Origin of the sequence: Amycolatopsis saalfeldensis (genome assembly GCF_900110575.1) — a bacterium.
Classification (GTDB): Bacteria; Actinomycetota; Actinomycetes; order Mycobacteriales; family Pseudonocardiaceae; genus Amycolatopsis; species Amycolatopsis saalfeldensis.
Genome location: NZ_FOEF01000003.1, coordinates 537,262 through 563,892 on the forward strand (window position 1 = coordinate 537,262; position 26,631 = coordinate 563,892).

The window sequence follows — 26,631 nt, forward strand, 5'->3', positions numbered from 1 at the left end:
TATTCTGGGCTGCGGGTGAGCAGCATTGACGGACAAGCATCGGCCGGACGACAGGTCGGTAGTGGTGCCGAACTTCCGGGGGCGACAGGCTCTCGACGCGTGGCTGTCCGGCCACGACGCGGGATTATTGCTGCAGGGCCCCGATCCCGACAGTCCCCACGCCGTGTTGAACGGCGTCGTGGTGGCGCAGCTGCCCGCCGCGGGCGCCCGCCTTTCCCGGTGGGACCCGGTGACGGTCTGGGTCACCGACTCCGGCGACCCAGCCGGTGTCCGCGAACCCCGCCGCCCCCTGCCGGACCCCTGGGAGAACACCGCGGCCCGCAAACCGAACGAGGACCTGGACGACGCCTGAGCCGAGACACCGGCCGAAGACCGGCCCAGGCAGCCCTCTGCCGGTGCCGGATGCTTTGCGGGTGTGCAACCCGGGTGCGGCAGTTCCCCAGCCGGGGCCGGATGCGTTGCGGGGCGCGGAGCCCGGCGCGGCAGTCTTCTCTGCCGGTGCCGGGTCCATTGCGGGCCAAGGAAACCGGGAACGCTGTTTCTTGGCCGGTGCCCGGGTGCGTTGTGGGGCGCGGAGCCCGAGGGCGGCAGCCTCTCGGCTGGCGGCGGGTGCATTGTGGGGTCCGGGAACCTGGGCGCGACAGCCTCTCAGCCGGTGCCGGGTGCGTTGTAGGGTTCGGAACCTGAGCGCGGCCTCTTGGCCGGCGCCGGGCGCGTGGCGGGGAGCGGAACCCGGGTGCGGCAGTCTCTCCGCCGGGGTCGGGTCCGTTGTGGGGCAAGGAACCCGAGCGCGGCAGTCTCTCGGCCGGCGGTGAGTTCATTGGGGGATCCGGAGCCCGGCGCGGCAGCCTCTCCGCCGGTGCCGGGTGCGTTGTGGGGCGCAGAGCCCGGGTGCGGCAGCCTCTCCGCCGGGGTCGGGTCCGTTGTGGGGCAAGGAACCCGGGCGCGAAAGCCTCTTGACCGGTGCCGGGCGCGTGGTGGGGTCCGGCACCCCAGCGCAGCAGTCTCCCGTCCGGTGCCGGACCCCTTGCGGCGCAAGAAAATCGCGAACGAGAAGCCCCCGGAGACAGCGATGCCCGCACGCCGGCCCGACCAGCGTGCGGACATCGTCTCGGGAGTGGCTCGTTCAGCGACTGGCCCAGCCGGGCCGAGCCAGGGCGGCCGGGTCAGTCGGTGCCCGACTCCATGGCTGCGTGGTCTAGCAGCTCGTCGTCGCCGGAGACGCGGCCGCGGGAGGCGATCGCTTCGGCGCCGCCTTGGGGCATGGCGCCGATGAGGCCGGTCGAGGCGGCTTGGGCGGCGCCGATGAGGGCCGGGTGCGAGGTGCTGCCGACCATGCCGAGGCTCGCGTACTGCTCCAGCTTGGCGCGGGAGTCGGCGATGTCGAGGTTGCGCATGGTCAGCTGGCCGATCCGGTCCACCGGGCCGAACGCCGAGTCCTCGGTGCGCTCCATCGACAGCTTGTCCGGGTGGTAGCTGAACGCCGGGCCGGACGTGTCGAGGATCGAGTAGTCCTCGCCGCGCCGCAGCCGCAGTGTCACCTCGCCGGTGATCGCGGTGCCGACCCAGCGTTGCAGCGACTCGCGCAGCATCATCGCCTGCGGGTCCAGCCAGCGGCCCTCGTACATCAGCCGGCCGAGGCGGCGGCCCTCGTTGTGGTAGCTGGCGACGGTGTCCTCGTTGTGCACCGCGTTGACCAGCCGCTCGTACGCCGCGTGCAGCAGCGCCATGCCCGGCGCCTCGTAGATGCCGCGGCTCTTCGCCTCGATGATGCGGTTCTCGATCTGGTCGGACATGCCCAGCCCGTGCCGCCCGCCGATCGCGTTGGCCTCCAGCACCAGGTCGACGGCGGTGTCGAACTTCCGGCCGTTGATCGTGACCGGGCGGCCCAGCTCGAAGCCGACGGTGACGTCCTCCGGGGCGATCTCGACGTCGGCGTCCCAGAACCGCACGCCCATGATCGGCTCGACGATCTCGACACTGGTGTCGAGGTGCTCCAGCGACTTGGCCTCGTGCGTCGCGCCCCAGATGTTCGCGTCGGTGGAGTAGGCCTTCTCGGTGCTGTCGCGGTAGGGCAGCTCGTGCGCGACGAGCCACTCGGACATCTCCTTGCGGCCGCCCAGCTCGGTGACGAAGTCGGCGTCCAGCCACGGCTTGTAGATCCGCAGGGAGGGGTTGGCGAGCAGGCCGTAGCGGTAGAACCGCTCGATGTCGTTGCCCTTGAAGGTGGACCCGTCGCCCCAGATCTGGACGTTGTCCTCGAGCATCGCGCGCACCAGCAGCGTGCCGGTGACCGCGCGGCCGAGCGGGGTGGTGTTGAAGTACGGGCGGCCGCCGGAACGGATGTGGAACGCGCCGCAGGTCAGCGCCGCGAGCCCCTCTTCCACGAGGGCCTCACGGCAGTCGACCAGCCGCGCGATCTCCGCGCCGTAGGCGTGGGCGCGCCCGGGCACCGACGCGATGTCGGGCTCGTCGTACTGGCCGATGTCCGCGGTGTAGGTGCAGGGCACCGCGCCTTTGTCGCGCATCCACGCGACCGCCACAGACGTGTCGAGGCCGCCGGAGAAGGCGATCCCGACGCGCTCGCCGACAGGGAGGGAAGTGAGCATCTTGGACACGCGAATGATTATGCACACTTATGCATCGTCGTGCAATTCGGGGGCGGTCCGGGACGCGAAAGTCGTCGCGGCGGGTGCTGCATTCTGGCCGTCTACCAGGCAGAACACCCGACGGCGCCGGAGACCTCCGCGGCCGGGCCGGGCACGGGGCGCAGCCATTCGGTGAGCACGCGGGTCGCGGCGGTGGTGAGGGCGGTGCCGGCGTCCGCCGCGGCCTCGCGCAGCGGCTGGGGGTGCAGGCCGAGCGCGGTGAGGGACTGGGCGTGGCCGATCAGCCACCGTTCCAGGGCGCGCGGGTCGGCTTCGAGGTGGAACTGCAGGCCGAGGACGTGCGCGCCGACGGCGAACGCCTGGTTCGGGCACGCCGGCGTCGAGGCGAGCCGGACCGCGCCCGCCGGGATGTCGAACCGCTCCTGGTGCCAGTGCAGCACGGGGACGTCCGCGAGGTGCCGCAGCGGCGAGCGGAGCCCTTCGTCGGTGAAGGTCAACGGCGTGTAGCCGATTTCGCTGTGCCCGGCGGCTTCGACCCCGGCGCCCAGCGCGCGGGCGAGCAGCTGCGCGCCCAGGCAGATGCCCAGCGTGCGCCCGCCGCGGCGGACCCGCTCCCGGATGGCGTCGACCTCGGCGGTGAGGAACGGGTAGCGCCCGGCGTCGGCGGCTCCGATCGGGCCGCCCAGCACGACGAGCAGATCGGCCTCCGCGACGGTCTCGGCGCTGATCTCGTGGACGCCGGCGTCGAGGTACAGCACGTCGTACCCGAGGCGGTTCAGCACCGGCTCGATCAGGCCGAGGTCCTCGAAGGCGACGTGGCGGACGGCCAGTGCGGTCTGGGTCATCGGGATCCTTCCGAACGACGCGGCGGGGGGCAGGCCCGCGGGGTGGACGCCCCGGCGGGGTCGAGAGTCGCGCTGATGGCCGGCGCCGAAGCCAAGTAGAGCACGGCGCCGGCGGTCTCCCCGGTGGTACCGACCTGCCCGGACGGGCGCTGTTTCCGCAGGGGCAAGCCATTTCCGGCCGGTGGCTGCCCGGCCGTCGCGAACCCCGGCGCGACCGAGGTCACAGCGATCCCGTGCGACACGCCCGGCCGGTTCGCCTCGGGCGGTGACGGGATGGGGCGGGACATCGGGGCGGCTCCTCGGCTCCGGCGGCTTCTTGATCGTGCCGGAGCCGATGTCCGAATGTCAACATTGCGCCGGGGTGCTGTGAGTGACGCCGCAGGCGCGGTGGGTGGCTCGGTGAGAGGTGTCCGAAGTGGACGGAGACCGCTCCGGGCGGCGGGGGGATTTCTCTTCCCACTTCGGCGGGGGATTTCCCTTCCCACTTCACGGTATAGCGCACCCCGGGGCTTGCCGCAAGGCCCGTCCGGCGGCGCATAATCGCTGCTCCGCGGGCCGAGGAGCGAGGGGGACTTCGATGCGGGTGCTGCTGTCGACGATCGGTTCACGGGGGGACTTCCAGCCGTTGCTGGCGCTCGGGGTGCAGCTGCGTGGTCTCGGGCACGAGGCGCGGCTGTGCGCGCCGCCGGACTTCCGGGGGCTGGCCGAAGAGCACGGCCTGCCGTTCGTGCCGCTGGGGCCCGGGCTGCAGCCCGGCGCGACGGCGGGCCCGGCGCCCAAGAAGCCGACGATCGAGGAGCTGCGGGCGCTGGTGCCGGCCACCGTCGCCGGTCAGTTCGAGACGGTGGGGGAGGCGGCCGGGGGCTGCGACGCGATCGTGGGCTGCAACCAGCTCCAGGTCGCCGCGCGGTCGGTGGCCGAGCTGCGGGGCATCCGCTACTTCTTCGCCGACTACAGCCCGGTCAGCCTGCCGTCGCCGCAGCACGCGCCGCCGCCGTTGCCCGGGCGCCCGCCGGCCGACCCGGACGCCGACGACCGGACCCGGTGGGCCCAGGAGATCAACCGCCGCAACGCCATCTGGCGCCCCGCGCTCAACGGACAGCGCGCGGCGGCCGGGCTCGGCCCGGTCGACGACGTGCTCGGCCACATCCTGACCGACCGGCCCCTGCTGGCCGCCGACCCGGCGCTGGCGCCGTGGCCGCGACCGTCCGATGTGGACGTCGTGCAGACCGGCGCCTGGACCCTGCCCGACCGGCGGCCGCTTCCCCGGGAGGTGGAGGACTTCCTCGCGGACGGCGAGCCACCGGTCTACTTCGGCTTCGGCAGCATGCGCTCGCCGCGGGAACTGGGCCGGGCGGCGGTCGAGGCGGCCCGGGCGCTCGGACGCCGCGCGATCGTGCTGCGCGGCTGGGCCGGGCTGTCACTGCCGGACGACGGGCCGGACTGCCTGGCCGTCACGGAGCTGAACCTGCAGGCGCTGTTCCCGCGGGTCGCCGCCGTCGTGCACCACGGCGGGGCGGGCACCACGACCACCGCGGCCCGTGGGGGCGCGCCGCAGGTCGTGGTGCCGCACCACTACGACCAGGACTACTTCGCTCGCCGCGTCCAGGACCTCGGCATCGGCGTCGCGCACGCGGGTGCCGAGCCGACCGCGGTTTCCCTGGCCACGGCGTTGAAGCAGGTCCTTCGGTCCGATGTGGAGAGTCGGGCGCGGTCGTTCGCCGCCGAGGTGCGCACGGACGGCGCCCGGGTCGCCGCGGAGCTGATCGTCGCAAGCGTCACCGCGCGGCCATGACCTCGTCGAAACCGCCGTCCGCACGCCATTTCCGCAGCAGTTCCTGCAATGCCAGCGGGCCGTCACCGAAGCCGTAGGACTGGCCGCGCTCGCTCGGCCGGCCTTCGTTGTTGTAGTAGCCCGGGGTGCATTCGAGAGCGAACTGGGTACGGTCCTTCGCCTTCCCCCGGATCGTGTCGAGCCACGCGGCCTCGGCCTCGGAGGTCGGCTCGATCCGGTCCACGCCGCGTGCACGGGCCTCGGCGACGATCTCGCGGATGTGCACGGCCTGCTGGTCGAGGCCGTGCACGAAATTGACCGTGCCGGCGGTCTGCAGCTGCCCGACGTGGAACAGGTTCGGGAAGCCGTGGCTGGCGAAGCCGTGCAGGGTCCGGATGCCGTTTCGCCAGTGCTCCAGCAGCGGGACGCCGTCGCGCCCGTGGACCGGGAGGCGGCCGCTCAGCAGGTCGGTCGCGCCGAGGGCGAAACCGGTCGCGAAGATGATGCAGTCGACCTCGTGCTCCTGGTCGCCGACCACCACGGTCTTCCCGGTGATCCGCTCGACGCCGCCGTGGTCCGCGGTGTCGACCAGGGTCACGTTGGGGCGGTTGAACGTCTGCAGGTAATGGTCGCTGAACGTCGGCCGCTTGCACATGTAGCGGTACCAGGGTTTGAGCGCCTCGGCCGTCGCCGGGTCCCGTACCACCGACGCGACCCGGTCGCGCAGCTCGTTCATCTTCTGGAAATCGGCCAGCTCGCCGACGCGTTCGCGTTCCTCCTCGGGGAGCCCGGCGTAGGCGTCGGTGGGGATGAGCTTCTCCAGCAGCCGGGCGCTGCCGGTCCAGCCGTCGGCGATCAGGTCCTCCTCGACCTGCCCGCCGGTGATGATCGTGAGGAAGTTGTCCCGCCGGGCCTGCTGCCAGCCCGGTGCGAGCGAGCGGGCCCACGCGGGGTCGGTGCGGCGGTTGCCCCGGAAGTCCACAGTGGACGGAGTGCGCTGGAAGACGTACAGGTGCCCGGCATCGCGCCCCAGGTGCGGCACGACCTGGATCGCGGTGGCGCCGGTGCCGATGAGCGCCACGCGCTTGCCGGCGAGCCCGGTGAGGCCGCCGTCGGCGTCACCGCCGGTGTAGCCGTAGTCCCACCGGCTGGTGTGGAAGGTGTGCCCCTCGAACGTCTCGATGCCCGGGATGCCGGGCAGCTTGGGGCGGTCGAGCACAGCGCTGGAGACGACCGCGTAGCGGGCCCGGATCGTGTCCCCGCGGTCGGTGCGGACCGTCCACTCGGCTTGGTCCTCGTCCCAGCGCAGTCCTTCGACGGCGGTGCGGAAGCAGGCGTCGCGGTAGAGGCCGAAGTGCCGGCCGATCGCCTGGCAGTGCCGCAGGATCTCCGCGCCGGGCGCGTACTTCCACTCGGGCACGTAGCCGAGTTCTTCCAGCAACGGCAGGTAGATGTAGGACTCGACGTCGCAGTGGATGCCCGGGTAGCGGTTCCAGTACCAGGTGCCGCCGAAGTCCCCGGCCTTCTCGATCACCCGCACGCGGTCCAGGCCGGCCTGGCGCAGGCGCGCCGCGGCGAGCAGCCCGCCGAAACCGCCGCCGACGACCACCGCGTCGACCCGGTCGTGCAGCGGCTCCCGGGTGAAGCCGGGGGTGGCGTACGGGTCGGCGGCGTAGTAGCCGAAGTCGCCTTCGGCTTTCCGGTACTGGGCGCTGCCGTCCGGGCGCAGCCGCCGGTCGCGCTCGGCACGGTACTTGGCGCGCAGCGCGTCCGGGTCGAAACCCGGGGCTGACGAGGTGCTGGACATGGATGCCTTCCGGGGTCGGTGATCTCAGTTCCTAGGTAACCCACTCACGCGACCTTAGTCAAGCAAGTGATTTAAATTCGGGGTAGGCTCCAGGCCATGGACGATGCTCAGGCGCCCGGCACCCGGATCGACACCGCGGCGCCGGCCGGGTGGTCGCGGCCGATCTCTCCGCCGACGGCCTGGACGCCTTCGCCGCCGAAGCCGGATCCGGCGACCTCGTCACCGTGGTCGCGGACATCACCGACGCGGCCGGGGTCGAGCGGATCGTGGCCGTGGCCGGGCCGCGGATCCACGGGCTGGCCAACGTCGCGGGCATCACCGACGACAATTCGCCGGCCCATGAGGTCAGCGACGAGGTCTGGCGACGCGTTTTCGCCGTCAACGTGGACGGCACGCTGCGCCTCATCCGCGCCGTCGATGCTGGACGCCGGTGCCGGCTCGATCGTCAACGTCGCCTCCGGAGCGGCGCTGCGCGGCTCGGCTGCCGGAATCGCTTACACCGCCTCGAAACACGCTGTCGTGGGAATCACCCGCAGCTGCGCGTTCATGTACGGGCCGCAAGGCCTGCGCGTCAACGCCGTCGCCCCGGGCGGGGTCGCCACCGGGGTCCCGCAGAGCGCGAACCCGTCGGAGTTCGGTCAGCGGCGGATCCGCGCGTTCCTCCCGCTCATCCCGGCGATCGCGCGGGCGGAGCAGCTCGCGGCCTCGATCACGTTCCTGCTCGGCGACGACGGCGTCAACGTCAACGGCGCCGTGCTGTCTTCCGACGGCGGATGGGCGGTGCAGTAGCGGTGGAACCGGAGAAGGTGGCGCCGGAGCTGCGGGCCCGGGTCCGATGGGTGCCGCGCCTCTCGATGCGGCGCCCGTGGGTGCGGCGATTGGCCCGGCCGCTGACCCGGCGGATGCGCGCGGTCGAGGTTCCCGGCGTGCGCCTGGAGGCCGCGGACGGGGTCCGGGTCCACCGCCCCGTCGTCGTCCGCTCGGACGCCGCGCTGCTCTGGATCCACGGCGGGGGACTCGTGGCCGGAAGCGCCGTGGCGGACGACCGGTTCTGCGATGAGACCGCCCGTGAGCTGGGGATCGCCGTCGTTTCGGCCGAGTACCGGCCGGCGCCCGAGCACCCGTGCCCGGCGGCGATCGACGACTGTCACGCCGCCTGGACCTGGCTGCAGGACCGGGCGGCGTCGACCCGGCGTGGGTGGCGGTCGGCGAGCAGAGCGCCGGCGGCGGGCTCGCCGCGGCGCTGGTGCGACGGCTGCACGACGAGAGCGGCCGGCAACCGCTCGCGCAGCGGCTGTTCTGCCCGATGCTCGACGACCGCACCGCCGCGCGGCGGGACCTCGACCCGTTCCACGGCGAAGACCTCGCCCGCGCGTATCTGGCCGCGGCCCGCAGCTGGCTGCGGGCGCGCACGTAGGATCTTCCCCGGCGAAGAGGCGGTGGTTTATGACGGAGAGAACCGTCCGGGTGGACCGGGCCGGCGCGACCCGGGAGGCGATCCTCGGCACGGCGGAGCAGCTGTTCGCCGAGCACGGGGTGCACGCGGTGTCCAACCGGCACATCAGCGAGGCCGCGGGCCAGGGCAACAACGCCGCGGTGAACTACCACTTCGGCACCAAAGTGGACCTGGTCCGCGCGATCATGCGCAAGCACACGGCGCGGATCGAGGTGCTGCGCACGGAGATGGTCGACGCGGTGCCCGCGAACCCCGGCCTGCGCGAGTGGGTGGCCTGCCTGGTCCGGCCGACCACCTCGTACCTCGACGAGCTCGGCGCGCCGAGCTGGTTCGCCCGGTTCGGCGCGCAGATCATGACCGACCCCGCGCTGCGCGAGATCATGGTGACGGAATCGCTTTCCTCGCCGGTGCTGGCCCGGGCGGTCGACGGGCTGAACCACTGCCTGCCCCAGCTGCCGCCGGAGGTCCGCGCCGAGCGCGGGGACATGGTCCGCCAGCTGATGATCCACGTGACCGCCGAGCGCGAGCGCGCCCTCGCCGAGGGCACCCCCACCCCGCGGGCCACCTGGGCCGACGCCGCGACCGGCCTGATCGACGGCATCACCGGGCTGATGCTGGCGCCGGTCACGCGCTGAGCCGGGCCGGCACGTCCACAGTGGACGCACCGGCCCGCCGCGCTCAGGCGAGGGTGATCGCGTACAGCTCGGCCCGGGGGTCGTTCGGCAGGGACAGCGACTGGAGCGTCTTCCCGGGGTCCAGGGCGGCCTGGACGCCGAAGAGCCGGACCGGCGGCCCGTCCACGCCGCTGCCCGCCTTGATCCGGTGCGGCAGGTCGAGCACGACGGTGCTGCCCGCCGGGGCCGAGCCCGCCCAGTCGCCGAGTGTCACGCCGAGGGCGGCGCTGCTGCCGTCGGTGTAATGCGCGGTCAGCGTGGTCGTCACCGGGCCGCTGTGCGAGGAGCCGACGATCCGCAGCGTCCCGTGGCTGCCCGCCGGGACCAGCAGCGACTGGCCGCGGGCCTCGACGAAGTTCGCCGCGGTCCCGCTCGGGTCCGGGGCGGCGTAGGTGACGCCGTCCCACAGGACCGGCCCGGCGGGCGGCATCAGGTCCGCGTCGTAGCTCCAGCCGGAGCCGTCGAAGTTCCCCTCGGTGGACGCGGCGACGGTGGCCGTGCCGTCGTGGTCGAGGTCCCGGCTCAGGTCGACCGCGCACGCCGCGCCGGACGTCGCCGCGCAGACCGCCGGCGCCCGCACTTCGACGCTCACCGGCCGGGTGACGGTGTTCGCGCCCAGCCCGGAAGCCTTGACCTGCAACGGATAGCTGCCGACCGGGGTCCCCGCCGGCACCGTCACGGTCACTGAAACCGGTTGCTGCACCGGCAACCGGCCCGACCACCGGAGCAGCGGGTTCCACGGCTTCGTGGTCACCTTCCAGCCCTTCGGCGCGGTCGAGGTCACCATGACCGGCTGCACCCCCGGGCTCTGGGTGAGCACGTCCAGGTTCAGGTTCACCTGCTGCGCCCGCGCCGACGCGGGGATCACCACCGAGCTCTGGCCCAGCGAAGCGTCGACGTGACTGCGCAGGTCGCCGACCGCGTTGTTCACCGAAGGCGGCTCGGCGTTCGCGGACGTACCCCACTTCGACGGGCTGGAGCCGAGTTCGTGCGTCAGGGTGCCGCCGTGGGAGACCGCGGACCAGTCCAGCCAGGTCTGCCGGACGTCACGGCCGTTCAGCGAAACGCTCTGCACGTACCGGTTGGTGTCGCTCGCGCCCGGCGCGGAAACGGTGAGCGTGCCGCCCTGCGCACTGCCGTACTGTCCGATCCGGACGGTCGCCGACTCGAACTGCGGGCTGGACACCGCGAGGAAGTTCGAGCCGCTCATCGTCGGGTACAGCCCGAGCGAGGAGAACACGTACCAGGCCGACATGGTGCCGAGGTCGTCGTTGCCGGTCATGCCGTCCGGGCCGGTGGTGAACAGCGTCATCGCCGCCCGCACCACGGTCGCGGTCTTCGCCGGCGCGCCGACCCAGTTGTACATGTACGGCGCCAGCAGGTCGGGCTCGTTGTTCGGGTTGTAGGTGGGCTTGCCGTAGTAGTCGTACGGGCTGGCGATCCAGTCGTTGCGCGCGGTGCCCGCCGGGTCGGTGAGCAGCTTGTCGTAGGCGAAGAAGGAGTCCAGCCGCTTCTGCGTGGTGGCGCGCCCGCCCATCAGGGAGACCAGTCCGGCCGGGTCCTGCGGCACGAGCCACTGGTACTGGTAGGCGCCGCCCTCGTGGAACTGCTGATCCGCGTCGACCGGGTTGTACGGCGTCAGCCAGGTGCCTTCGGTGGTGCGGGGGCGGAACGCCTGCGTCGAGGAGTCCCAGAGGTTCTTGTACCACTGGCCGCGGTCGGCGAACATCCGCGCGTCGGCGGTGTGGCCGAGGCCCTTCGCCATCAGCGCGAGCGCCGCGTCGGCCGCGGAGTACTCCATCGTCGCCGAAGCCGGGTGGTTGCAGTCGTTGTCGCCGCCCTTGGCCGCGCAGTCCGTGCCGAGGGTCAGGCCGCTGGGGATGTAGCCGCGGTCGTTGTAGAAGTTCACGCCGGAGCGCCCGTTGTACGGCGAATCGGCGGGCGGTGTGCTCGTGGCATTCTTCTTGAGCAGCGCGTACGCCTCTTCCTCGTGCCCGGCGAGCAGGCCCTTGGACCAGGCTTCGACGAGGAAAGGCGTCACCGGGTCGCCGGTCATGATGTTCGTTTCGCTCCCGGCCAGCGCCCAGCGCGGCAGCCAGCCGCCGTCGCGCCCGATCGCGACCACGGACAGCGCGACGTCTTTCGCCACTTGGGGTTCGAGCATTTCCAGCAGCTGGTTCTGCGGCCGATAGGTGTCCCACAGCGAGAAGTTCTGGTACGGCGTGTAGCCGCTCGCGGTGTGCACCTTGCCGTCGAAGCCGGTGTACGCGCCATCGGTGTCGCCGGCGAGGTTCGGGTGCAGCTGCGAGTGGTAGAGCGCGGTGTAGAACGCAGTCTGCCGATCCGCGGTGCCGCCGCCGATCTTGATCGCGCCGAGCCGGTCGGCCCACGCCTGGTGCAGCGCCGTGCGGGTGGCGTCGAAGTCGTACGAGTCACCGGTTTCCGCGGCGAGGTTCTTCCGCGCGCCGTCGGCGCCGGTGTAGGACAGGCCGACCTTGACCATGACCTCGCGGTCGGTGGTCGCGTCGAAGCTCGCCCACGCGCCGTTGCCGCCGGTGCCCGCCGCGTCCCGGCTGCCCGGCGTCCGCGTCGAGCCGCGCCAGGTGCCGAAGGAGCTGAACGGCCGGTCGAACGTCGCGGTGAAGTACACCGTGTGCTCGTCGTGCCCGGCGCAGAACCCGCCCGCGCGCACGCGGCCCTCCAGGGTCCGGTCGCCGACCACGTGGATCTCGGAGTCCTTGACCGACTGGTTGGCCTGGCCGGTGTTGAACAGGACGTTCGCCTGGCCGGTCGAGGGGAAGGTGTAGCGCTGCCAGCCGGTGCGGGCGGTGGCGGTCAGCTCGGCGTTGATGTCGTATTTTTTGAGGCCCACGCGGTAATAGCCGGGCTCGGCGTGCTCGTCGCCGTGCGTGTACTCGGACTTGTAGACGTCCTTGTCGACGCTGTCCACGGCGCCGGTGGTCGGCATGACCGGCAGCTCGCCCATCACCCCGCAGCCGACGCCGGACAGGTGCGTCTGGCTGAAGCCGTAGATGGCGTTCTGCTGGTAGTCGTAGCCGCCCTGGCCGCCGGTGTCGGGGCTGACCTGCACCATCCCGAACGGCGCGCTGGCGCCGGGGAAGGTGTTGCCGAAGTTCTGCGTGCCGACGAACGGGTTCACCTGTGCGACCGGATCGGCGACCGGGGCCGTTTGGGCCCCGGCCGTAGCGGGCGCCAGCGCGGCGAACACCAGGCCCGCGACCGCGAGCGCGGCCGCCCGTCTGCTCTGCGTCCTCATGGGGCGCACCTCCCAGAAGCGATGACATCGTTGTCAGAACCGAACTCGGTGCCGGGTTGTTGAACGGAGAGCAGCTTTACATCTCGCTGGGCATTTGCAAACCCCGTGACCGGTCAATCCGTTGTCAGGACCGCGGGCGCACGGTGGCTCGGCCGGGCTCCGGACTGCCGCCCGCCGTCGTGCGCGGCGGGCTGCGTTACCTCGAACAGCGGGCGGCCGAGGCGGGCGGGGAATTCCTCGTGGAGCGTCGGGAGCCCGACGGAATCCGTCTCTTGTGGACGGTCCCGGTGCTCTGAACCCGTTCGGCGGCAACGGATCGACGGCGAAAGCGGGCACGCTGCGGACGTTGTGTCCCCGCAGCGCGGCCCGGCGCTGGTGACCGCGCCGGTGCCGTGACACACTGGAGGTCCATCGTTCCCATGGCGTCCCCACGGCGCCGGCTCCGGACCGCGGCGGGGACGCCTACGCCGCTGCCACCGGATTGCCGGCCGGCCGAAGGGGATGGCGCCGATGCCGACCACTTCCGCACCGTCGCGCGGCCTGCTGGGCGAAGCGGCCGGCGCGGCCCGGGACACGCCGCCCGGGCGCGCGGCGGAAGTTCCCGGCGCCCGGTGACCGAGGTCGAGGTGCTGCGCGCGAGTGTGCTGGCCGCGCTCGTCGAGGGCGGGGCCGGCAGCGGGGTCGACACCGTCGGACGGGTGTGCCGCGCCTGCGTCCGGCTGCTGCCGGTGGACGGGGCCGCGGTGTCGGTGATGGCCGACGCCGGACGGCGGGAGCTGGTCTACGCCAGCGACGAGGTGAGCACCGCGTTGGCCGAGCTGCAGTTCTCCCTCGGCGAGGGCCCGTGCTTCGAGGCCTACCGCACCGGCGGCCCGGTGCTGGTGGCCGACCTCGCGACCGGGCTGGTGCCCGGCTGGCCGATGTTCGCCGCCGAGGCGGCGGGGCACCCGGTGGCGGCGCTGTTCACCTTCCCGCTGCAGATCGGCGCGGTCCGGGTGGCGACCCTGGACACCTACCGCGCCACCCCCGGTTCCCTCACCCCGGCGGACCTCGCCAGGGCGTTACGGGTGGCCGACGTGGCGGCGCTCGCGTTGTCGGGACTGCAGGCCGGGGGCACGAGCTGGCTGGACGGCGACGGGCCGTGGCTCGCCGCGTCGGGCATGCGGCGCCGGGAGGTGCACCAGGCCACCGGCATGCTGATCGCGCAGCTGGACATTTCGGCCGCCGCGGCGCTGGCGCGGATGCGGGCCCACGCGTTCGGCCAGGACCGTCCGCTCGCGGAAGTCGCCGCCGACATCGTCGCCGGGCGGCTGTTGCTGGGCGGCGAGCCGGATCAAGGACCACTATGAGCACAGCGAGGAGGAATCCAGGTGATGGCAGGCATGGCCGATCGTGAACGACAGGTGACCCGGGCGTTCGTCGCGCTCGCCGACACACTGGTCGACGACTACGACATCGCCGATCTGCTGCACACGCTGGTCGGGCAGTGCGTCGCGCTGCTCGACGTGGCCGCGGCCGGGCTGACGCTGGCCGACGAGCGCGGCAGCCTGCAGGTGCTGGCCTCCTCGACCGAGCAGGCCCGGCTGATCGAGCTGTTCCAGCTCAACATCGACGAGGGGCCGTGCGTCGACTGCTTCACCGGCCAGGCGCCGGTGCTGGTCGCCGACATCGCCGCCCAGTCCGCGCGGTGGCCCCGGTTCGCGGCCGAGGCGGCCCGCGACGGGTTCGCCTCGGTGCACGCGCTGCCGCTGCGGCTGCGGAAGCAGACCATCGGCGCGCTGAACCTGTTCGGCCACCGCCCGGGGGAGCTCGGGGCCGACGACCTCGAGCTGGCGCAGGGGCTGGCCGACACCGCGACCATCGGCATCCTGCAGGAGCGGGCCATCCGGCGCGGGGAGATCCTGTCCGAGCAGCTGCAGGCCGCGTTGAACAGCCGGGTGATCATCGAACAGGCCAAGGGCGTGCTGTCGGTGGCCGGCGGGCTCGACATGGACGACGCCTTCAGCGTCCTGCGCGACTACTCGCGCGGCACCAACTCCCGGTTGAGCGAGGTCGCCCGCGCCCTCGCCGACCGGAAACTCGATCCGAGGGTCGTCCTGACCCGTTCGGCGGCGCGCGAGCGCTGACCGGGATCGGGGCTTCGAAGGGAAAACCATGGAAGTCCAGATCAGCACCGACAACAACGTGCACGGCGGGGAAGAGCTGAACCAGCGCATCGAAGCCGAGCTGCGGTCGGCGCTGTCGAGGTTCAGCGACCACCTGACCCGGCTCGAAGTCCACCTGGGCGACGAAATCGGCTCCGGCGCCGAGGGAATGGACCGGCGGTGCGTGATCGAAGCCCGCCCCGCCGGCCGCCCGCCGGTCGCGGTCACCCAGCACGCCGGCTCGGTGGACGAGGCGGTCGCCGGCGCCGTGCGCAAGCTCGAAAGCCTGCTCGAGAGCAAGTACGGCCGGACCGACCACCGCAAGGGCGGCGACTCCATCCGGCACAGCCCGACCGGAGATCCGCGATGAACCCGGCCGCCTGCCCGCGGCAGGCGTAGGCTTCGGTCAAGACCCCAGACCTCGGTGCCACCGATCGAGCCGCCCCGCGGCTGCCGATGACCGAGGAGGGCCGGACATGGGGGAGAACTCAGCGAAACCCGCGTCGGCCGGACCATGACCCGGCCCCCGGTGGCCGGACGGCTCCACGACGCTTCGGCCGGATGGGCTTTCCGCCGCGGGACTTTCGTGCTCGTGGGGCCGGGTGCCACTTGCGCTGCGGCTTGGATTCGCGGTGAGCCCGGCGGGACTTTCGTGCTCGTCGGGCCGGGCGCTACCTGCGCTACGGCCTGGATTCGTCGTGGTGCGGGCGGGACTTTCGTGCTCGTGGGGCCGGGCGCTACTTGCGCTGCGGCCAGGATTCGCGGTGAGGCGGGCGGGACTTTCGTGCTCGTCGGGCCGGGCGCTACTTGCGCTGCGGCCAGGATTCGCGGTGAGGCGGGCGGGACTTTCGTGCTCGTCGGGCCGGGTGCCACCTTCGCTACGGCCAGGATTCGCCGTGGTGCCGGTGGGACTTTCGTGGCGGTGCGGCGCACCCGCGCCGAGATCCACCGCGACGGCCGGCCCCCGATTGCCGGGACACCACAGGCGCTCCGGCCGAGACCGGCCACGGGACACCCACCGCCGGTGCCGCGGGCGATCTACCCCTGACTTCCCGGACCGGCCACCGCACCCCTCGCGGGTGCCCGGGCGCGGCAGGCGCCCGGCCCCCGCTCTACTCGGAGGTCCACAATGGACTATGTGTTACCCGCCGCTCGGCCGGAGCCGGGCCGGACCCGCGGCAGCGACTACGCCGAGCTGTCCGAACTGGTCAAGGAAGCCGGGCTGCTGCGCCGCCGCCCGTACTACTACGCGCTGCGGGGCGGGGTGACCCTGCTGGTGTTCGCCGGCGCCTGGGTGCTGTTCGCGTTGCTGGGCGGCACCTGGTGGCAGCTGGGCACGGCGGTCCTGCTGGCCGTGGCGTACACGCAGCTTTCGTTCCTCGGCCACGACGCCGGGCACAAGCAGATCTTCCGCGGCCGCCGCGCCAACGACGCGGTCGGCTCGGGACTGGCCGGACTGGTCGGGCTCAGCTACGGCTGGTGGGTCGGCAAGCACAACCGCCACCACGCGAACCCGAACGTCGAGGGCGCCGACCCGGACATCGACATGCCCGCGCTCGCGTTCAGCGCCCCGCAGGGCCAGGGCCGGACGGGATTCCTGCGCTGGATGGCGAAGTACCAGGCGTTCCTGTTCTTCCCGCTGCTCCTGCTGGAGGGCCTCGACCTGCACTGGTCGGGCATCAAGGCGGTGTGGCACGGCGGGCTGCGGGCCCGGCGGCTCGAGGCCGTGCTGCTCACCGTCCACATCGGCGGCTACCTGGCCGCGGTGTTCCTGGTCCTGCCGCTCGGCCAGGCCTTCGTGTTCATCGCGGTGCACCAGGCTTTGTGGGGTGTCTACATGGGATGCTCCTTCGCGCCCAACCACAAGGCCATGCCGCACCTGGAAGAAGGCCACCAGCTGGACTTCCTGCGCCGCCAGGTGCTCACCTCGCACAACGTCAACGGCGGCCGCTGGGTCGTCGTCGCCCTCGGCGGGCTGAACTACCAGATCGAGCACCACCTGTTCCCCAGCATGCCGATGTCGACCCTGCGCCGCGCCCAGCCGCTCGTCCGCGAGTTCTGCGCCGCACACGGCATCAGCTACAGCCAGGGCGGCCTGCTTGCGTCGTACCGGCAGATCCTGCGCCACCTGCACGAGGTGGGCGCCCCCTTGCGCGCCGCCGACGCCGCCCGGTCACGGCCTTAGCCGGTGCTGCCCAGCCGGTTCCATCCCGCCCTGCCGATCCCGCCCTGCCGATCCGCCCTAGCCAATCCGCTCCGCCGATCCGACCCAGCCGATCCATCCGCCGATCACGGCCCGAGCCCAATTCCGCCCTGCCGTTCCCGCCTCACCTAGCCGGTGCCGCCCCTCCGATTCCGCCTGGCGCCCCGGCCGAACAAGACCGCCAGCCGTCCCCATCTCACCCGCCGACCCCGCCCCGCCGATCCGACCCAGCCGATCCATCCGCCGATCACGGCCCGAGCCCAATTCCGCCCCGCCGTTCCCGCCTCACCCAGCCGGTGCGGCCCAGCCGATTCCACCCAGCCCGACCCCGGCCGGCCGATTCCGTCTGACGACTCCGGCCGGTCGGGAACGCCAGCCGTCGTTCCCGCCCCGCCGATCCGACCTAGCCGTTCCCACCCCGCTGATCCCAGCCGCTGTTGCCGTCCAGTCGATCCCGGCCCGATCCGAACGCCGAGGTGCGCCATGCTCGCTCGAACCGTCGTCACCGTTCTGGTCGTGGTGGCCGTCGCCTTCGGGGCGGTGGGGCTGGTGGCGATCCCGCCCGGGGCGCTGGCCGGCTGGGTGTTCCTGGCCGGGGCGGTCGGCCTGGTCGCCTGGCAGGGCGCCGGGCATCTGCCGGAGAACCGGTTCGTGACCCGGCCCCGGTGGCCCGCCTGGTGGTCCGGCATCGCGGCGGCGGCGCTGTGCCTGACGTTCTGCCTGGCGGTCACCGGGCTGATCGCGGTGGCCGGTGCCGCCACGGCCGTGAGCTCGACGCTGCTGCTCCTGGCCGTGGCGGCCTGGGCCGGGTGGCGTTCCACGGCGGCCAAGGCACCGCCCGCTCCGGACGAAGCGCCTCCCGTGCGTTACCCGGTGGTCCTGCCGCCGCTGGTGGCCGCGGACCTCGCCACCGACGAACTGTGCGTCGCCTGGCGCCGGAGTTACCTGGAACTGCTGCGGGCCGTCGACGAGCCGAGCCGGCAGCGGGTTGTCCGGCAACGGCAGGAGTACCTCGACGAGCTGGAGCGCCGCGACAGCCTCGGCTTCGCCCGCTGGCTCGACAGCGGTGCCCGAGCCGGCAGCGACCCCCGGCGATTCCTCACCAGCGGCGGCTGAGGGGTGCACCGGCCATGACCGAACTCGAAGCCTGGGCGGCCGTGCGACCGCTGGCCTGGGACGACAGCAGCCGCGCGGTGCTGCACGACGCGCTGGCCCGGGCCACGCCCCGGCCGTGGCCCGTCGACCTCGGCGACCAGGAAGTCGTGTTCCGCGAGCCGCCCGGCGGGCAGGACCCGGGCAACGCGGCGCTGTATCGCTGTGGTGCGGCGCTGGCCGCGGCGTGGACGGTCCTGCGAGTGCTCGGCCACGACCTCGTCGCCGAAATCCCCGCGGAACCGGGCCCGCTCGCCGTCCTGCGGGTGGTCGGCCGCAGCTCCCCGGCCGGCCGGGATTGGCGGCGCTACGCGGCGATCCGGGACCTCGCCGCTCCGGGCGCCGTCGTGACCCCCGCACCGCCGGCGGCCTTGCAGGCGATCGTCGACGACAGCGCATGGCCGGAGACGCAGCTGGTGATCGTGGACCCCGGCGCGGCGTCGAGGACCGGCCTGGTGATCGACGGTGCGCCGCCGGAACCGGTGATCCTGGACGGCAGTGCGCGGCCGGAGACCGGACCGGCCACGGTCCGTCCACAATGGCCATTCACGCTCGGCTCCGGCGGGTCCGCGGTCCTGGCGCTCACCGACGGCTCCGCGCGCCGCCACCGCGTCCTGGCCGGAGCCGTGGTGCATCGGGCGCGGCTTTCGGCCGCCGCGGCCGGCTTCGGCACCGAGGTGATCGCCGGGCCACGGCCGCGCGCGGTGGCCGAGGCGGCGGCCCTGCCCGGTTTCCCGCACGCGCTCCTGCGGTTCGGCACCGCGGGCTGAGCCGGCGCCGGTTGCCGAACCGGGCGAGCCGCGCAGTGCGGCTCGCCCGGATGTCCCGGCCGGACCGCGGTCAGGCGCCCGGGCCGGAGTAGATCTCGCTCTGCGGCGGGTCGGCCACGGTGACCGGCTTGTCCCAGTCGCTGAAGTTCATCGTGCCCTTGTTCGGCTGCTGCAGGAGCAGCAGGTAGTGCGGCTCGTCGGCGGCGACGTACGCGGTGCCTTCCGAGCTGCTGTACTTCAGCACCGAGGCGCCGTTGACAGTGCTCTTCTCGCCGCCGCTGAAGGTCGTCGAGCCGAGTGCGCCGACGGTGTTGTCGACGAAGGTCGTGTAGTCCAGGAACTCCTTGAAGGCGTCGCCGATGCCCGCGCCGATCTGGGAGGTCGAGGTGACCCACTTGTCCTTGAGCTGCTTCACCACGCCGGACGAGGCCGGGATCCCGGCCTCCTTGATCAGCGAGTCGGTGAACCGGAAGTAGTACTTGTCCTTGACGCGCAGGACCGGCACCGCGACGCCGTCCTTGTCGACCGTGCCGCTCGCGCCGTCCTTGCTGAGCTTCAGGTCGAGCTTCACGGTGCCCGCGTCCGAGACGGTGCCCGAGACGTGTACCGAGGAGGCCTGCTTCGCGGCTTCGCTCACCGAGGCGCCGACCTTCGACGCTTCCAGCACGGCCGGGGCGGCGGACGACGAGGCGGCGGCCGGGACGGGGGCGGGGGCCGGCGTCCCGTCGGTGGGCGAGCCGGCGCACGCCGTGCAGAGGAGGGCGATGGCTCCGGCGGCGGCGAGCGCACCCGGGCGCACTCGCATCGGACGCAGACGAATCATGTGCGGGAATCCATTCGTGAAAGCCCAGGTACACCCCCGGGACCCGATCGAGTATCGCCCATAACGGTGATTCGTTACCGATCGCTCGCACCGAGGGTGATCAGGGGCCGTCCTCCACCCTCCGGAGCTCCCGGGTGGAGACGGTTCTCCACCCGGGATACGGCCTCGGGCGCACGACTCGCGCCGCCCGGATCCCTAGCGTTGTCGCCATGACGGGGACACCGGGGATCGCGACCATCCGAAAAGGACAGTCGCCGGGGCGCGGGCCCGTGGAAACCACCGAGCGAAGGGGAATTCCCGTGGTTGAAACAACCGAGACGGCAGTGGGGCACACCGAGGCCAAGGCGGGCGGGCCGCTCCGGAACCCGGCGGCCAAAACGATGCTGAAGGGCCTCTTCTGGGACTTCGGCCCCGCGCTGATCGCGTACTTCGCCGCGCAGCTGTTCGGGGCGAGCACCTACGCCGCCCTGCTGGCCGCCACTTTGGTGTCCGGGGTACGGGTCGTCTGGGTGGCGGTCCGGCAGCGGCGGCTCGACCCCTTCGCCCTGTTCCTGCTGATCATGTTCGGTGTGGGCCTGGTCCTGACCTTCGTGACCGGCGACGTGCGCTTCATGCTGGCCAAGGACTCCGCCACGTCGGCCGTCTCCGGGCTGGTCCTGGTGGGCAGCTGCCTGATCGGCCGCCCGCTCGTCTACCACGCGGCCAAGCGGATGGCCGCCTCGGCGGGGCGGGAGCCGGAGTTCGCCGCGACCGCGCGCACCCCGCAGATGTGGCAGCGCTGGCGCCGCATCTCGCTGGTCTGGGGCTTCGGGCTGCTCGCCGAGTCCGCGCTGCGGATCGTGGGCATCTACGTGCTGCCGCTGACCGTCGCGGCCGACCTTTCGCAGGTCCTGCAGGTCGTCGTCCTCGTCGCGCTGGGGTTCTGGACCTTCCGCTCGACGAAGCGGCCGGCTCTGGCCCCGGCCACGCGCTGACCCGGCCCCACCCACTCACCGAAGACCCACTCGCCGAAGACCCACTCGCCGAAGACGGAGCGAAGAAATGAACGGAACCCTGCAAGTGGTGCTGATCATCGCGGTGATCGCCTACATGCTGATCCGGCGGCTGGCCGGGGAGCCGGCCGAGGCCAAGCGGATGCTGCTCCTGCCGGCGGTCCTGACCGTCATCGGCATCGTGAACCTCGACGGCCCGGCCCATTCCGGGACGGCGCTGCTGTTCCTCATCGGGACCGCGCTGATCAGCGCGGTCCTCGGCGCCCTGCGCGGCGCGAGCATCCGGCTTTCGCGCCGTGACGGCATCGTCTTCATGCGCTACACCTGGGTGACCCTCGCGCTCTGGGCCGCCAACATCGCGGTGAAGTTCGGCGGGAACCTGCTGCTCGGCGCGATCGATAAGAACGGCGCGGCGGCACTGGGCGACTCGGTGCTCCTGACCGTGGGCATCGGCATGCTGCTGGAGGGCGTGGTGGTGCTGGGCCGGGCGCTGCGCAGCGGCGAGCGGGTCATCTGGGCCCAGGGCCGCGACGGTGCCCCGCACCAGACCTCGCCCTGGCTCGACGACCTCCAGCGGCAGCTTTCCCGCCGCGGCCGCGGCTGACCAGGCTCGCACCCGGTCGTTAGGGTGGGCAACGACCGACACGACATCGAGGACGGCCATGGAGCAGGTGCGGACGCCGCGGACGCGGCTGGGCCGGAGCACCGAAGACCTGCTCCGGCCGTTCGTCTTCGCCGCCCTGGTCGTGATCGCCTCGGTCCAGCTCGCCACCCGCGAGCTGGTTTCCCCGGCGCTCGCGGTCACGCTGTTCGCGGCGGTCGTGCTGCTCACCTCCGCAGCCTTCCTCCCCTGGACCAGGATCCCGGTGACCGGCCAGATCGGCCTGGCGCTGGCCGCCTCGGTCCTTTCCGCGATCCTGCTGCCCTTGGCGCAGTCGACGATCGCGCCGGGCTTCGCGTTCGTCGCCTCGGCGGTCGCCGGCGAGAAGCTCGCCTCCCGCCGCGCGGCGGTCCTGGTCGCCGTGGCCGGCGCCGTGACCGCGGCCGTCGCCGTCTGGGTGGTTGAGCACCTCCACCCGATGGCCTCGGGCTGGCCGTGGTGGCTCGGCCTCGCCGTGGCCGCCCCGGTCTACCTGGGCATCTCCCGCCAGGACCACCGTGAGTCGGTGCGGAACGCGGAACGGGCGTACCGCTCGGAGGCCCGCGAGGTGGCACTGCTGGAACGCGGCCGGATCGCCCGCGAGATCCACGACGTGCTGGGGCACTCGCTGTCGGGCATCTCGCTGCAGCTGGACCTGGCCGACGCGCTGCACGGCAAGGGCCGTGACGGGGAGGCGAACCTCGCCGTCCGGCGGGCGCGGGCGCTGGCCGTCGGCAGCATCGCCGAGACCCGGCACGCGATCGAGGCCCTGCGCGAGGACTCCCTGCCGCTGAGCCGGACGCTGGAGCTGATGGCGATGGGGGACTCCGTCCCGCTGACGGTGACGGGGGAGCAGTGGCCGGTGCCGACCGAGATCGCGCACGCGGTGATCCGGGCCGCGCAGGAGGCACTGGTCAACGCCGCGAAGCACGCGCCCGGCGCGGACCGGTCGATCACGCTCCGGTACACCCCCGGCGCGGTCGGCCTGATCGTCGCGAACGGCCCCGCCGCGCGGGAGCCCCGCCCGGGTCCCGCGGACGGCGGCGGCATGGGGCTGGTGGGCATGCGCGAGCGGATCGCGCTGCTGGGCGGCACGCTGAAAACGGGTCCGGGCGCGGACGGCGCGGGCTGGATCGTCGAACTGGAGATACCGAAGTGACTCTTTCCCTTGTCGTGGTGGACGACCAGGCCTCGGTGCGGGAGGCGCTCGCGGTGATGCTGGACCTCGCCGACGGCATCAGCGTCGTCGCGACCGCCACCCACGGGGGCGAGGCGGTCGAGGCCGTCGAGCGGTACGAGCCGGACGTGGTGCTGATGGATCTGCACATGCCCGTGATGGACGGCGTCGAGGCGACCGGGCGGATCAAGGCCGCCCGGCCGTCGGTGCAGGTGGTCGTGCTGACCACCTTCGACGACGACGAGTCCATTCTGGCCGCGCTCGAGGCCGGCGCCAGCGGCTACCTGACCAAGGAGGCCGACCGCGCGAAGATCGAGCAGGCGGTGCGCAGCGCGGGCGCCGGCCAGGTCGTGCTGGCCCCGGAGGTGCAGCGCCGCCTGCTTTCCCTCGCGACGCGCCGGTCCCGCCCCGCCGACGAGCCGGAATTCGGCCTCACCGCGCGGGAAACCGAGATCCTCGGCCTGATCGGCGAAGGCCTGCGCAACCCGGAGATCGCGGGACGGCTGTTCATCAGCGAGGCCACCGTCAAGACCCACATCAACAACCTCTTCGCCAAGGCGGGCTTCCACTCCCGCGCCGACGCCGTCCGCTATGCCCTGAACACGGCCGAGCCGGGCGGGTACCGGCGCCAGGACTGACCTCGGCGGCGGTTTCGCGTGCGGAGGCGGGCCGCCGGGAGATCTGCGAAGCTGCGGCCATGACCTCTCGGAAGTCCTCCCCGTGGCTGCGCTGGACGACGCTGGCGCCGGCGATCGCGGTGGTCGCGCTGCTGCTGACCTGGGGCCGCACGCTCGGGACCCTGCCGGTGGTCGTGGTCGCGGTGGTGCTCGCGGCCGCCGTGCTGGCGGCGGTGCACCACGCGGAGGTGGTGGCGCACCGGGTGGGGGAGCCGTTCGGGTCACTGGTGCTGGCCGTCGCCGTGACGGTGATCGAGGTGGCGCTGATCATCACGCTGATGGTCTCCGGCGGCCCGAAAACCGGCTCATTGGCGCGTGACACCGTCTTCGCCGCCGTGATGATCACCTGCAACGGGATCCTCGGGCTGTCCCTGCTGGTGGGGGCGTGGCGCAATCCGGTGACCGTGTTCAACGCCGAGGGCTCGGGCTCCGCGCTCGGCACCGTCGCGGCCCTGGCGACGCTCTGCCTGGTGCTGCCCAGCTTCACCGCCGCCCGGCCGGGGCCGGAGTTCTCGCCGACGCAGCTGGGCTTCGCCGCGATCGCGTCACTGATCCTGTACGGCATGTTCGTGCTCACCCAGACCGTGCGGCACCGCGACTTCTTCCTGCCGGTCGACGCCGAGGGCGCGGTGCTGGAGGAAGACGAGCACGTCGCCCCGCCGACCACGAAGGCGGCCCTGACCAGCCTCGGGCTGCTGCTGGTGGCGCTGGTCGCGGTGGTCGGGCTGGCGAAGGTGGAGTCGCCGGCGATCGAGTCCGGCGTGGCCGCGCTGGGGTTCCCGCAGTCGTTCGTCGGCGTGGTGATCGCGTTGCTCGTGCTGCTGCCCGAGACGATCGCCGCGGCCAACGCCGCCCGCCGCGGCCGCGTCCAGGTGAGCCTCAACCTGGCGCTGGGCTCGGCGATGGCCAGCATCGGCCTGACCATCCCGGCGATCGCGATGGCGTCCATCTGGCTGTCCGGGCCGTTGCAGCTCGGCCTGGACCCGACCCAGATCGTGCTGCTGGTGATCACCGTGGTGGTGGGGGTGCTGACCGTCGTCCCCGGCCGCGCCACCCGGCTGCAGGGCGGGGTGCACCTGGTGCTGCTGGCGGCGTTCGTGTTCCTCGCGGCGCTGCCCTGACCGGGGCGGTGCGTAAACTCGGCTGTACCAGCCGGTTTCCAGGAGGACGAAGCGCATGGCACGACGCGGTGACGCGCTGCGGGAGCACATCCTGTGGGCGGCGAAGGACGTCTTCATCGAGACGGGCTTCGAACGCGCGTCGATGGACGTCGTGGCCGCGCGGGCCGAGACCTCGAAGCGCTCGCTGTACGCGCACTTCGAAAGCAAGGACAAACTGTTCCTCGCCGTCCTCGACCTGGTGCGCGAGCTGTATTTCGAGCAGCTCAAGACCCCGCGTGACTACGCCGATGACGCGACCGAGGCGGCGGTGCTGTTCTGCGGCCGTTTCCTGCAGCTGCTGCTGTGGCGCTCCGCGCTGCGCACCTGCCGGCTGAGCATGACCGAGGCCGAGCGCCTGCCGGAGGCGGCGGCCCGCTACTACGACGCGATCTTCGCGACGCCGCAGGAGCGCCTCGCGGCCTTCGTCGGGGAGTCGTTCGACCTCGGGCCGGGCGCGGCGGAAGACCTGGCCCGCGAACTGCTCGGGCGCACCGTGTACCCGCGGCTCTTCCGGGCCCTGCTCGGCGTCGAGCCGCCGCTGGACGAGCGGCCCGAGGAAGCGTCGATCGCCACCGACGTCGACGTCGCCGCGATCCGGCGGGCGCTGGCCGACCTGCTGGCGGGAACCGCGCTAGGGTCGTGCGCGTTGGAAAAGCAGTGATCAAGACACCGGAGTGAAGGACGAAGTGCAGGGGATGGCGACAACGAGGGAGTCCGGCGCCGCGGTGGACGGCGGCCGGGACACGGACGGGTTCACGGTGCCCGCCGGGTTCCTGCTGGTCTACAAGTTCGCCATCGAGGAGCTGATGACGAAGCTGCGCATCCTCAGCGAGGAGTTCGACTTCGCCCACCGGCACGACCCGATCGAGCACATCAGCAGCCGGGTCAAGCGGCCCGCGGCCATCGGGCAGAAGCTGCGCCGGCGCGGGCTGGGCACCGACCCCGCGACGATCACCGAGCAACTCGACGACATCGCGGGCGTGCGCGTGGTCTGCCCGTTCCTGTCCGACGTCTACCACGTCGCGCGCATGCTGACCGGCCAGGACGACGTGGAGCTGGTGCGCAGCAAGGACTACGTCGCGAACCCGAAGGCCAACGGCTACCGCAGCCTGCACCTGATCGTGCGGATCCCGGTCTTCCTGTCCGACCGGGTGGAGAAGGTCAAGGTCGAGGTGCAGCTGCGCACCATCGCGATGGACTTCTGGGCCACCCTCGAGCACAAGCTGAACTACAAGTACACCGACCGGCTGCCCGAGGATTTCGCCGACTTCGCCGGGGAATTGGCCGGCACGGCGGTCGTGGCGGCGCAGCTGGACACCCGGATGCAGCAAGCTGCACGAGCGGATGCGCGGCACCGCCGGCCTCGTCGCCCCGCTCTGACCGTCCTTTTCGGACTGGCCGGTTTTCTGCGACACTGGTGCTGCTCGGTGTAACGGAAGCGGCACGGAGCGCGACAATCAGCCAGGGCGGGGGAGCGCGTGGACAGGTCTGTGAAGGCCGGGTTGGCAGCCGGTGCGATGGTGCTCGGTTCGCTGGCCGCAGCGTGCGGGGAATCACCGTCGCCGGGTTCGGGCCCGGGGCAGACGGCGGTCGTGACCGCCACGCAGACCGTCACCGAAACGGCCGGGCCCTCCGCGGCACCGGCGCCCCCTGCGGACGGCGACGTCGTGGTGCCGGACGTCTCGGGTATGAACCACCAGGCCGCGCAGAACGCGATGCAGGCCGCGGGCCTCTACAACCTCCGCGAGGTCGATTCCACCGGCAAGCACCGGGCGATGATCCTCGACCGCAACTGGTGCCAGACCGGCCAGGACCCCAAGCCGGGCGCCAAGGTCGGGAAGCAGACGGTGGTCACCCTGTACGCCCGCAAGTGCGACGAGCACTGAACTCGCATCCGGTCTGGTTCGACCGTGGCGCGTTCGTGAGCGTGCTGATCAGCTCGAGCCCGACTGAATTCGCACTCGGTCCGGTTCGACTGCGGCGCGTTCGTAAGCGTGCTGACCAGCTCGAGCCCGACTGAATTCGCATCCGGTCCGGTTCGACTGTGGCGGGTTCGTGAGCGTGCTGACCAGCTCGAGCCCATCGGCCGCGCGCCAGGTCCCGGCCTCGGTCCTGCCGTGGGGCCGGTAGCCGTCTCGGACCAGGTAATACTTTCCGGCGGCGGCTTGCCGAAGCCGGGGAACCGCGGCCGGCCGGACGGTCACCTCTCCCAGCCGCAAATGCCCGCCCAGTAGCCCTGGATGACGCCGACCATCGGCCCGCCGCTGTTCATCGCTCCCGCTATCTCGCCACCCAGCTGCTCCTTGAGCCGGCGCAGCGCCTCGGCCCGCGCCGCCCGCCAGTCCGGATCGAAGAGGTACTGCGCCCGGTGGGACACCAGCACCGTGAGAAACCCGCCGCCTTGGGCGCCGAGCCGTTCGCCCGTACCTCGGTGACCGCGTTGCCCTCACG

24 protein-coding genes and 2 pseudogenes are annotated in these 26,631 nt (G+C 72.4%); 20 read left to right on the forward strand and 6 right to left on the reverse strand.

Annotated features, from left to right (window positions below; translation table 11 throughout):
• Positions 1 to 64 precede the first annotated feature (64 nt).
• Entirely contained in the window at positions 65 to 352 is a 288-nt protein-coding gene (locus BMY97_RS10090) for a PASTA domain-containing protein (protein WP_177231258.1), read from the forward strand.
• 814 nt (positions 353 to 1,166) lie between these two features.
• On the opposite strand, the gene argG is transcribed toward BMY97_RS10090, so the two are convergent.
• A complete protein-coding gene (argG, locus tag BMY97_RS10095; RefSeq protein ID WP_091615824.1) occupies positions 1,167 to 2,618 on the reverse strand; it encodes an argininosuccinate synthase in 1,452 nt (483 codons plus the stop codon).
• Between the two features lie 92 nt (positions 2,619 to 2,710).
• Positions 2,711 to 3,454 carry a glutamine amidotransferase gene (locus tag BMY97_RS10100; protein ID WP_091615827.1) on the reverse strand — a complete coding sequence of 248 codons (744 nt, stop codon included), beginning with the start codon at positions 3,452 to 3,454 and terminating at the stop codon, positions 2,711 to 2,713.
• A gap of 577 nt (positions 3,455 to 4,031) precedes the next feature.
• On the opposite strand from BMY97_RS10100, the gene BMY97_RS10105 reads away from it, so the two are divergent.
• Positions 4,032 to 5,249: a glycosyltransferase gene (locus tag BMY97_RS10105; protein WP_091615830.1), complete on the forward strand. Its 1,218-nt coding sequence runs from the start codon at positions 4,032 to 4,034 to the stop codon at positions 5,247 to 5,249.
• On the opposite strand, the gene BMY97_RS10110 is transcribed toward BMY97_RS10105, so the two are convergent.
• Positions 5,233 to 7,035, reverse strand: coding sequence for a flavin-containing monooxygenase (locus BMY97_RS10110; RefSeq protein WP_091615834.1), 1,803 nt, complete (start codon positions 7,033 to 7,035; stop codon positions 5,233 to 5,235). The genes BMY97_RS10105 and BMY97_RS10110 overlap by 17 nt on opposite strands.
• Positions 7,036 to 7,184: 149 nt before the next feature.
• Between BMY97_RS10110 and BMY97_RS10115 the strand changes: the two are divergent.
• The 3 genes and pseudogenes from BMY97_RS10115 (at position 7,185) to BMY97_RS10125 (ending at position 9,126) form a co-directional block, all read left to right on the forward strand.
• Positions 7,185 to 7,824, forward strand: a pseudogene (locus tag BMY97_RS10115) (SDR family NAD(P)-dependent oxidoreductase).
• A 113-nt stretch (positions 7,825 to 7,937) separates the two neighbouring features.
• Positions 7,938 to 8,452: pseudogene (locus tag BMY97_RS10120) on the forward strand (alpha/beta hydrolase fold domain-containing protein).
• A 29-nt stretch (positions 8,453 to 8,481) separates the two neighbouring features.
• Positions 8,482 to 9,126, forward strand: a complete 645-nt coding sequence (locus BMY97_RS10125) for a TetR/AcrR family transcriptional regulator (protein ID WP_091615837.1) — start codon at positions 8,482 to 8,484, stop codon at positions 9,124 to 9,126.
• 43 nt (positions 9,127 to 9,169) lie between these two features.
• On the opposite strand, the gene BMY97_RS10130 is transcribed toward BMY97_RS10125, so the two are convergent.
• Entirely contained in the window at positions 9,170 to 12,442 is a 3,273-nt protein-coding gene (locus BMY97_RS10130; RefSeq protein WP_091615840.1) for a GH92 family glycosyl hydrolase, read from the reverse strand.
• A 143-nt stretch (positions 12,443 to 12,585) separates the two neighbouring features.
• Between BMY97_RS10130 and BMY97_RS45895 the strand changes: the two genes are divergently transcribed.
• The 7 genes from BMY97_RS45895 (at position 12,586) to BMY97_RS10160 (ending at position 18,711) form a co-directional block, all read left to right on the forward strand.
• A complete protein-coding gene (locus BMY97_RS45895) occupies positions 12,586 to 12,738 on the forward strand; it encodes a hypothetical protein (RefSeq protein ID WP_218156746.1) in 153 nt (50 codons plus the stop codon).
• 315 nt (positions 12,739 to 13,053) lie between these two features.
• A complete protein-coding gene (locus tag BMY97_RS10135) occupies positions 13,054 to 13,791 on the forward strand; it encodes a GAF domain-containing protein (protein WP_091615843.1) in 738 nt (245 codons plus the stop codon).
• Between the two features lie 33 nt (positions 13,792 to 13,824).
• On the forward strand, positions 13,825 to 14,568 hold the full coding sequence (locus tag BMY97_RS10140) for a GAF and ANTAR domain-containing protein (protein WP_091615845.1): 744 nt from the start codon (positions 13,825 to 13,827) through the stop codon (positions 14,566 to 14,568).
• Positions 14,569 to 14,596: 28 nt separating this feature from the next.
• Positions 14,597 to 14,956, forward strand: a complete 360-nt coding sequence (locus BMY97_RS10145; RefSeq protein WP_091615848.1) for an HPF/RaiA family ribosome-associated protein — start codon at positions 14,597 to 14,599, stop codon at positions 14,954 to 14,956.
• A 759-nt stretch (positions 14,957 to 15,715) separates the two neighbouring features.
• Positions 15,716 to 16,771 carry a fatty acid desaturase family protein gene (locus tag BMY97_RS10150; protein WP_091615850.1) on the forward strand — a complete coding sequence of 352 codons (1,056 nt, stop codon included), beginning with the start codon at positions 15,716 to 15,718 and terminating at the stop codon, positions 16,769 to 16,771.
• 501 nt (positions 16,772 to 17,272) lie between these two features.
• Positions 17,273 to 17,905: a hypothetical protein gene (locus tag BMY97_RS10155; RefSeq protein ID WP_091615853.1), complete on the forward strand. Its 633-nt coding sequence runs from the start codon at positions 17,273 to 17,275 to the stop codon at positions 17,903 to 17,905.
• Positions 17,906 to 17,919: 14 nt separating this feature from the next.
• Positions 17,920 to 18,711, forward strand: a complete 792-nt coding sequence (locus BMY97_RS10160) for a hypothetical protein (RefSeq protein ID WP_091615856.1) — start codon at positions 17,920 to 17,922, stop codon at positions 18,709 to 18,711.
• A 70-nt stretch (positions 18,712 to 18,781) separates the two neighbouring features.
• Here BMY97_RS10160 and BMY97_RS10165 read toward each other — a convergent pair whose 3' ends face one another.
• On the reverse strand, positions 18,782 to 19,516 hold the full coding sequence (locus tag BMY97_RS10165; RefSeq protein ID WP_091615859.1) for a hypothetical protein: 735 nt from the start codon (positions 19,514 to 19,516) through the stop codon (positions 18,782 to 18,784).
• A gap of 317 nt (positions 19,517 to 19,833) precedes the next feature.
• On the opposite strand from BMY97_RS10165, the gene BMY97_RS10170 reads away from it, so the two are divergent.
• From BMY97_RS10170 to BMY97_RS10205, 8 genes are all read left to right on the forward strand, one after another.
• Positions 19,834 to 20,508 (forward strand): VC0807 family protein, encoded by a 675-nt coding sequence (locus tag BMY97_RS10170; RefSeq protein ID WP_177231259.1) that lies wholly within the window; start codon positions 19,834 to 19,836, stop codon positions 20,506 to 20,508.
• Positions 20,509 to 20,575: 67 nt separating this feature from the next.
• On the forward strand, positions 20,576 to 21,130 hold the full coding sequence (locus BMY97_RS10175) for a DUF1453 family protein (RefSeq protein WP_091615861.1): 555 nt from the start codon (positions 20,576 to 20,578) through the stop codon (positions 21,128 to 21,130).
• Positions 21,131 to 21,188: 58 nt separating this feature from the next.
• Complete coding sequence (locus BMY97_RS10180; RefSeq protein ID WP_091615864.1) at positions 21,189 to 22,325, forward strand: sensor histidine kinase; 1,137 nt, start codon at positions 21,189 to 21,191, stop codon at positions 22,323 to 22,325.
• The gene (locus BMY97_RS10185; RefSeq protein WP_091615867.1) at positions 22,322 to 22,981 is read left to right on the forward strand and encodes a response regulator; all 660 of its coding nucleotides are present in this window, start codon (positions 22,322 to 22,324) and stop codon (positions 22,979 to 22,981) included. Before BMY97_RS10180 ends, BMY97_RS10185 begins: the two co-directional genes overlap by 4 nt.
• 59 nt (positions 22,982 to 23,040) lie before the next feature.
• The gene (locus BMY97_RS10190) at positions 23,041 to 24,141 is read left to right on the forward strand and encodes a calcium:cation antiporter (RefSeq protein ID WP_091615870.1); all 1,101 of its coding nucleotides are present in this window, start codon (positions 23,041 to 23,043) and stop codon (positions 24,139 to 24,141) included.
• Between the two features lie 55 nt (positions 24,142 to 24,196).
• Complete coding sequence (locus tag BMY97_RS10195) at positions 24,197 to 24,841, forward strand: TetR/AcrR family transcriptional regulator (RefSeq protein WP_091615872.1); 645 nt, start codon at positions 24,197 to 24,199, stop codon at positions 24,839 to 24,841.
• 34 nt (positions 24,842 to 24,875) lie between these two features.
• Positions 24,876 to 25,613, forward strand: a complete 738-nt coding sequence (locus tag BMY97_RS10200; RefSeq protein WP_091616309.1) for a GTP pyrophosphokinase — start codon at positions 24,876 to 24,878, stop codon at positions 25,611 to 25,613.
• A gap of 45 nt (positions 25,614 to 25,658) precedes the next feature.
• Positions 25,659 to 26,066, forward strand: a complete 408-nt coding sequence (locus tag BMY97_RS10205; protein ID WP_245787245.1) for a hypothetical protein — start codon at positions 25,659 to 25,661, stop codon at positions 26,064 to 26,066.
• Positions 26,067 to 26,380: 314 nt separating this feature from the next.
• On the opposite strand, the gene BMY97_RS10210 is transcribed toward BMY97_RS10205, so the two are convergent.
• Positions 26,381 to 26,563: a hypothetical protein gene (locus tag BMY97_RS10210; RefSeq protein WP_091615875.1), complete on the reverse strand. Its 183-nt coding sequence runs from the start codon at positions 26,561 to 26,563 to the stop codon at positions 26,381 to 26,383.
• Between the last annotated feature and the right edge of the window lie 68 nt (positions 26,564 to 26,631).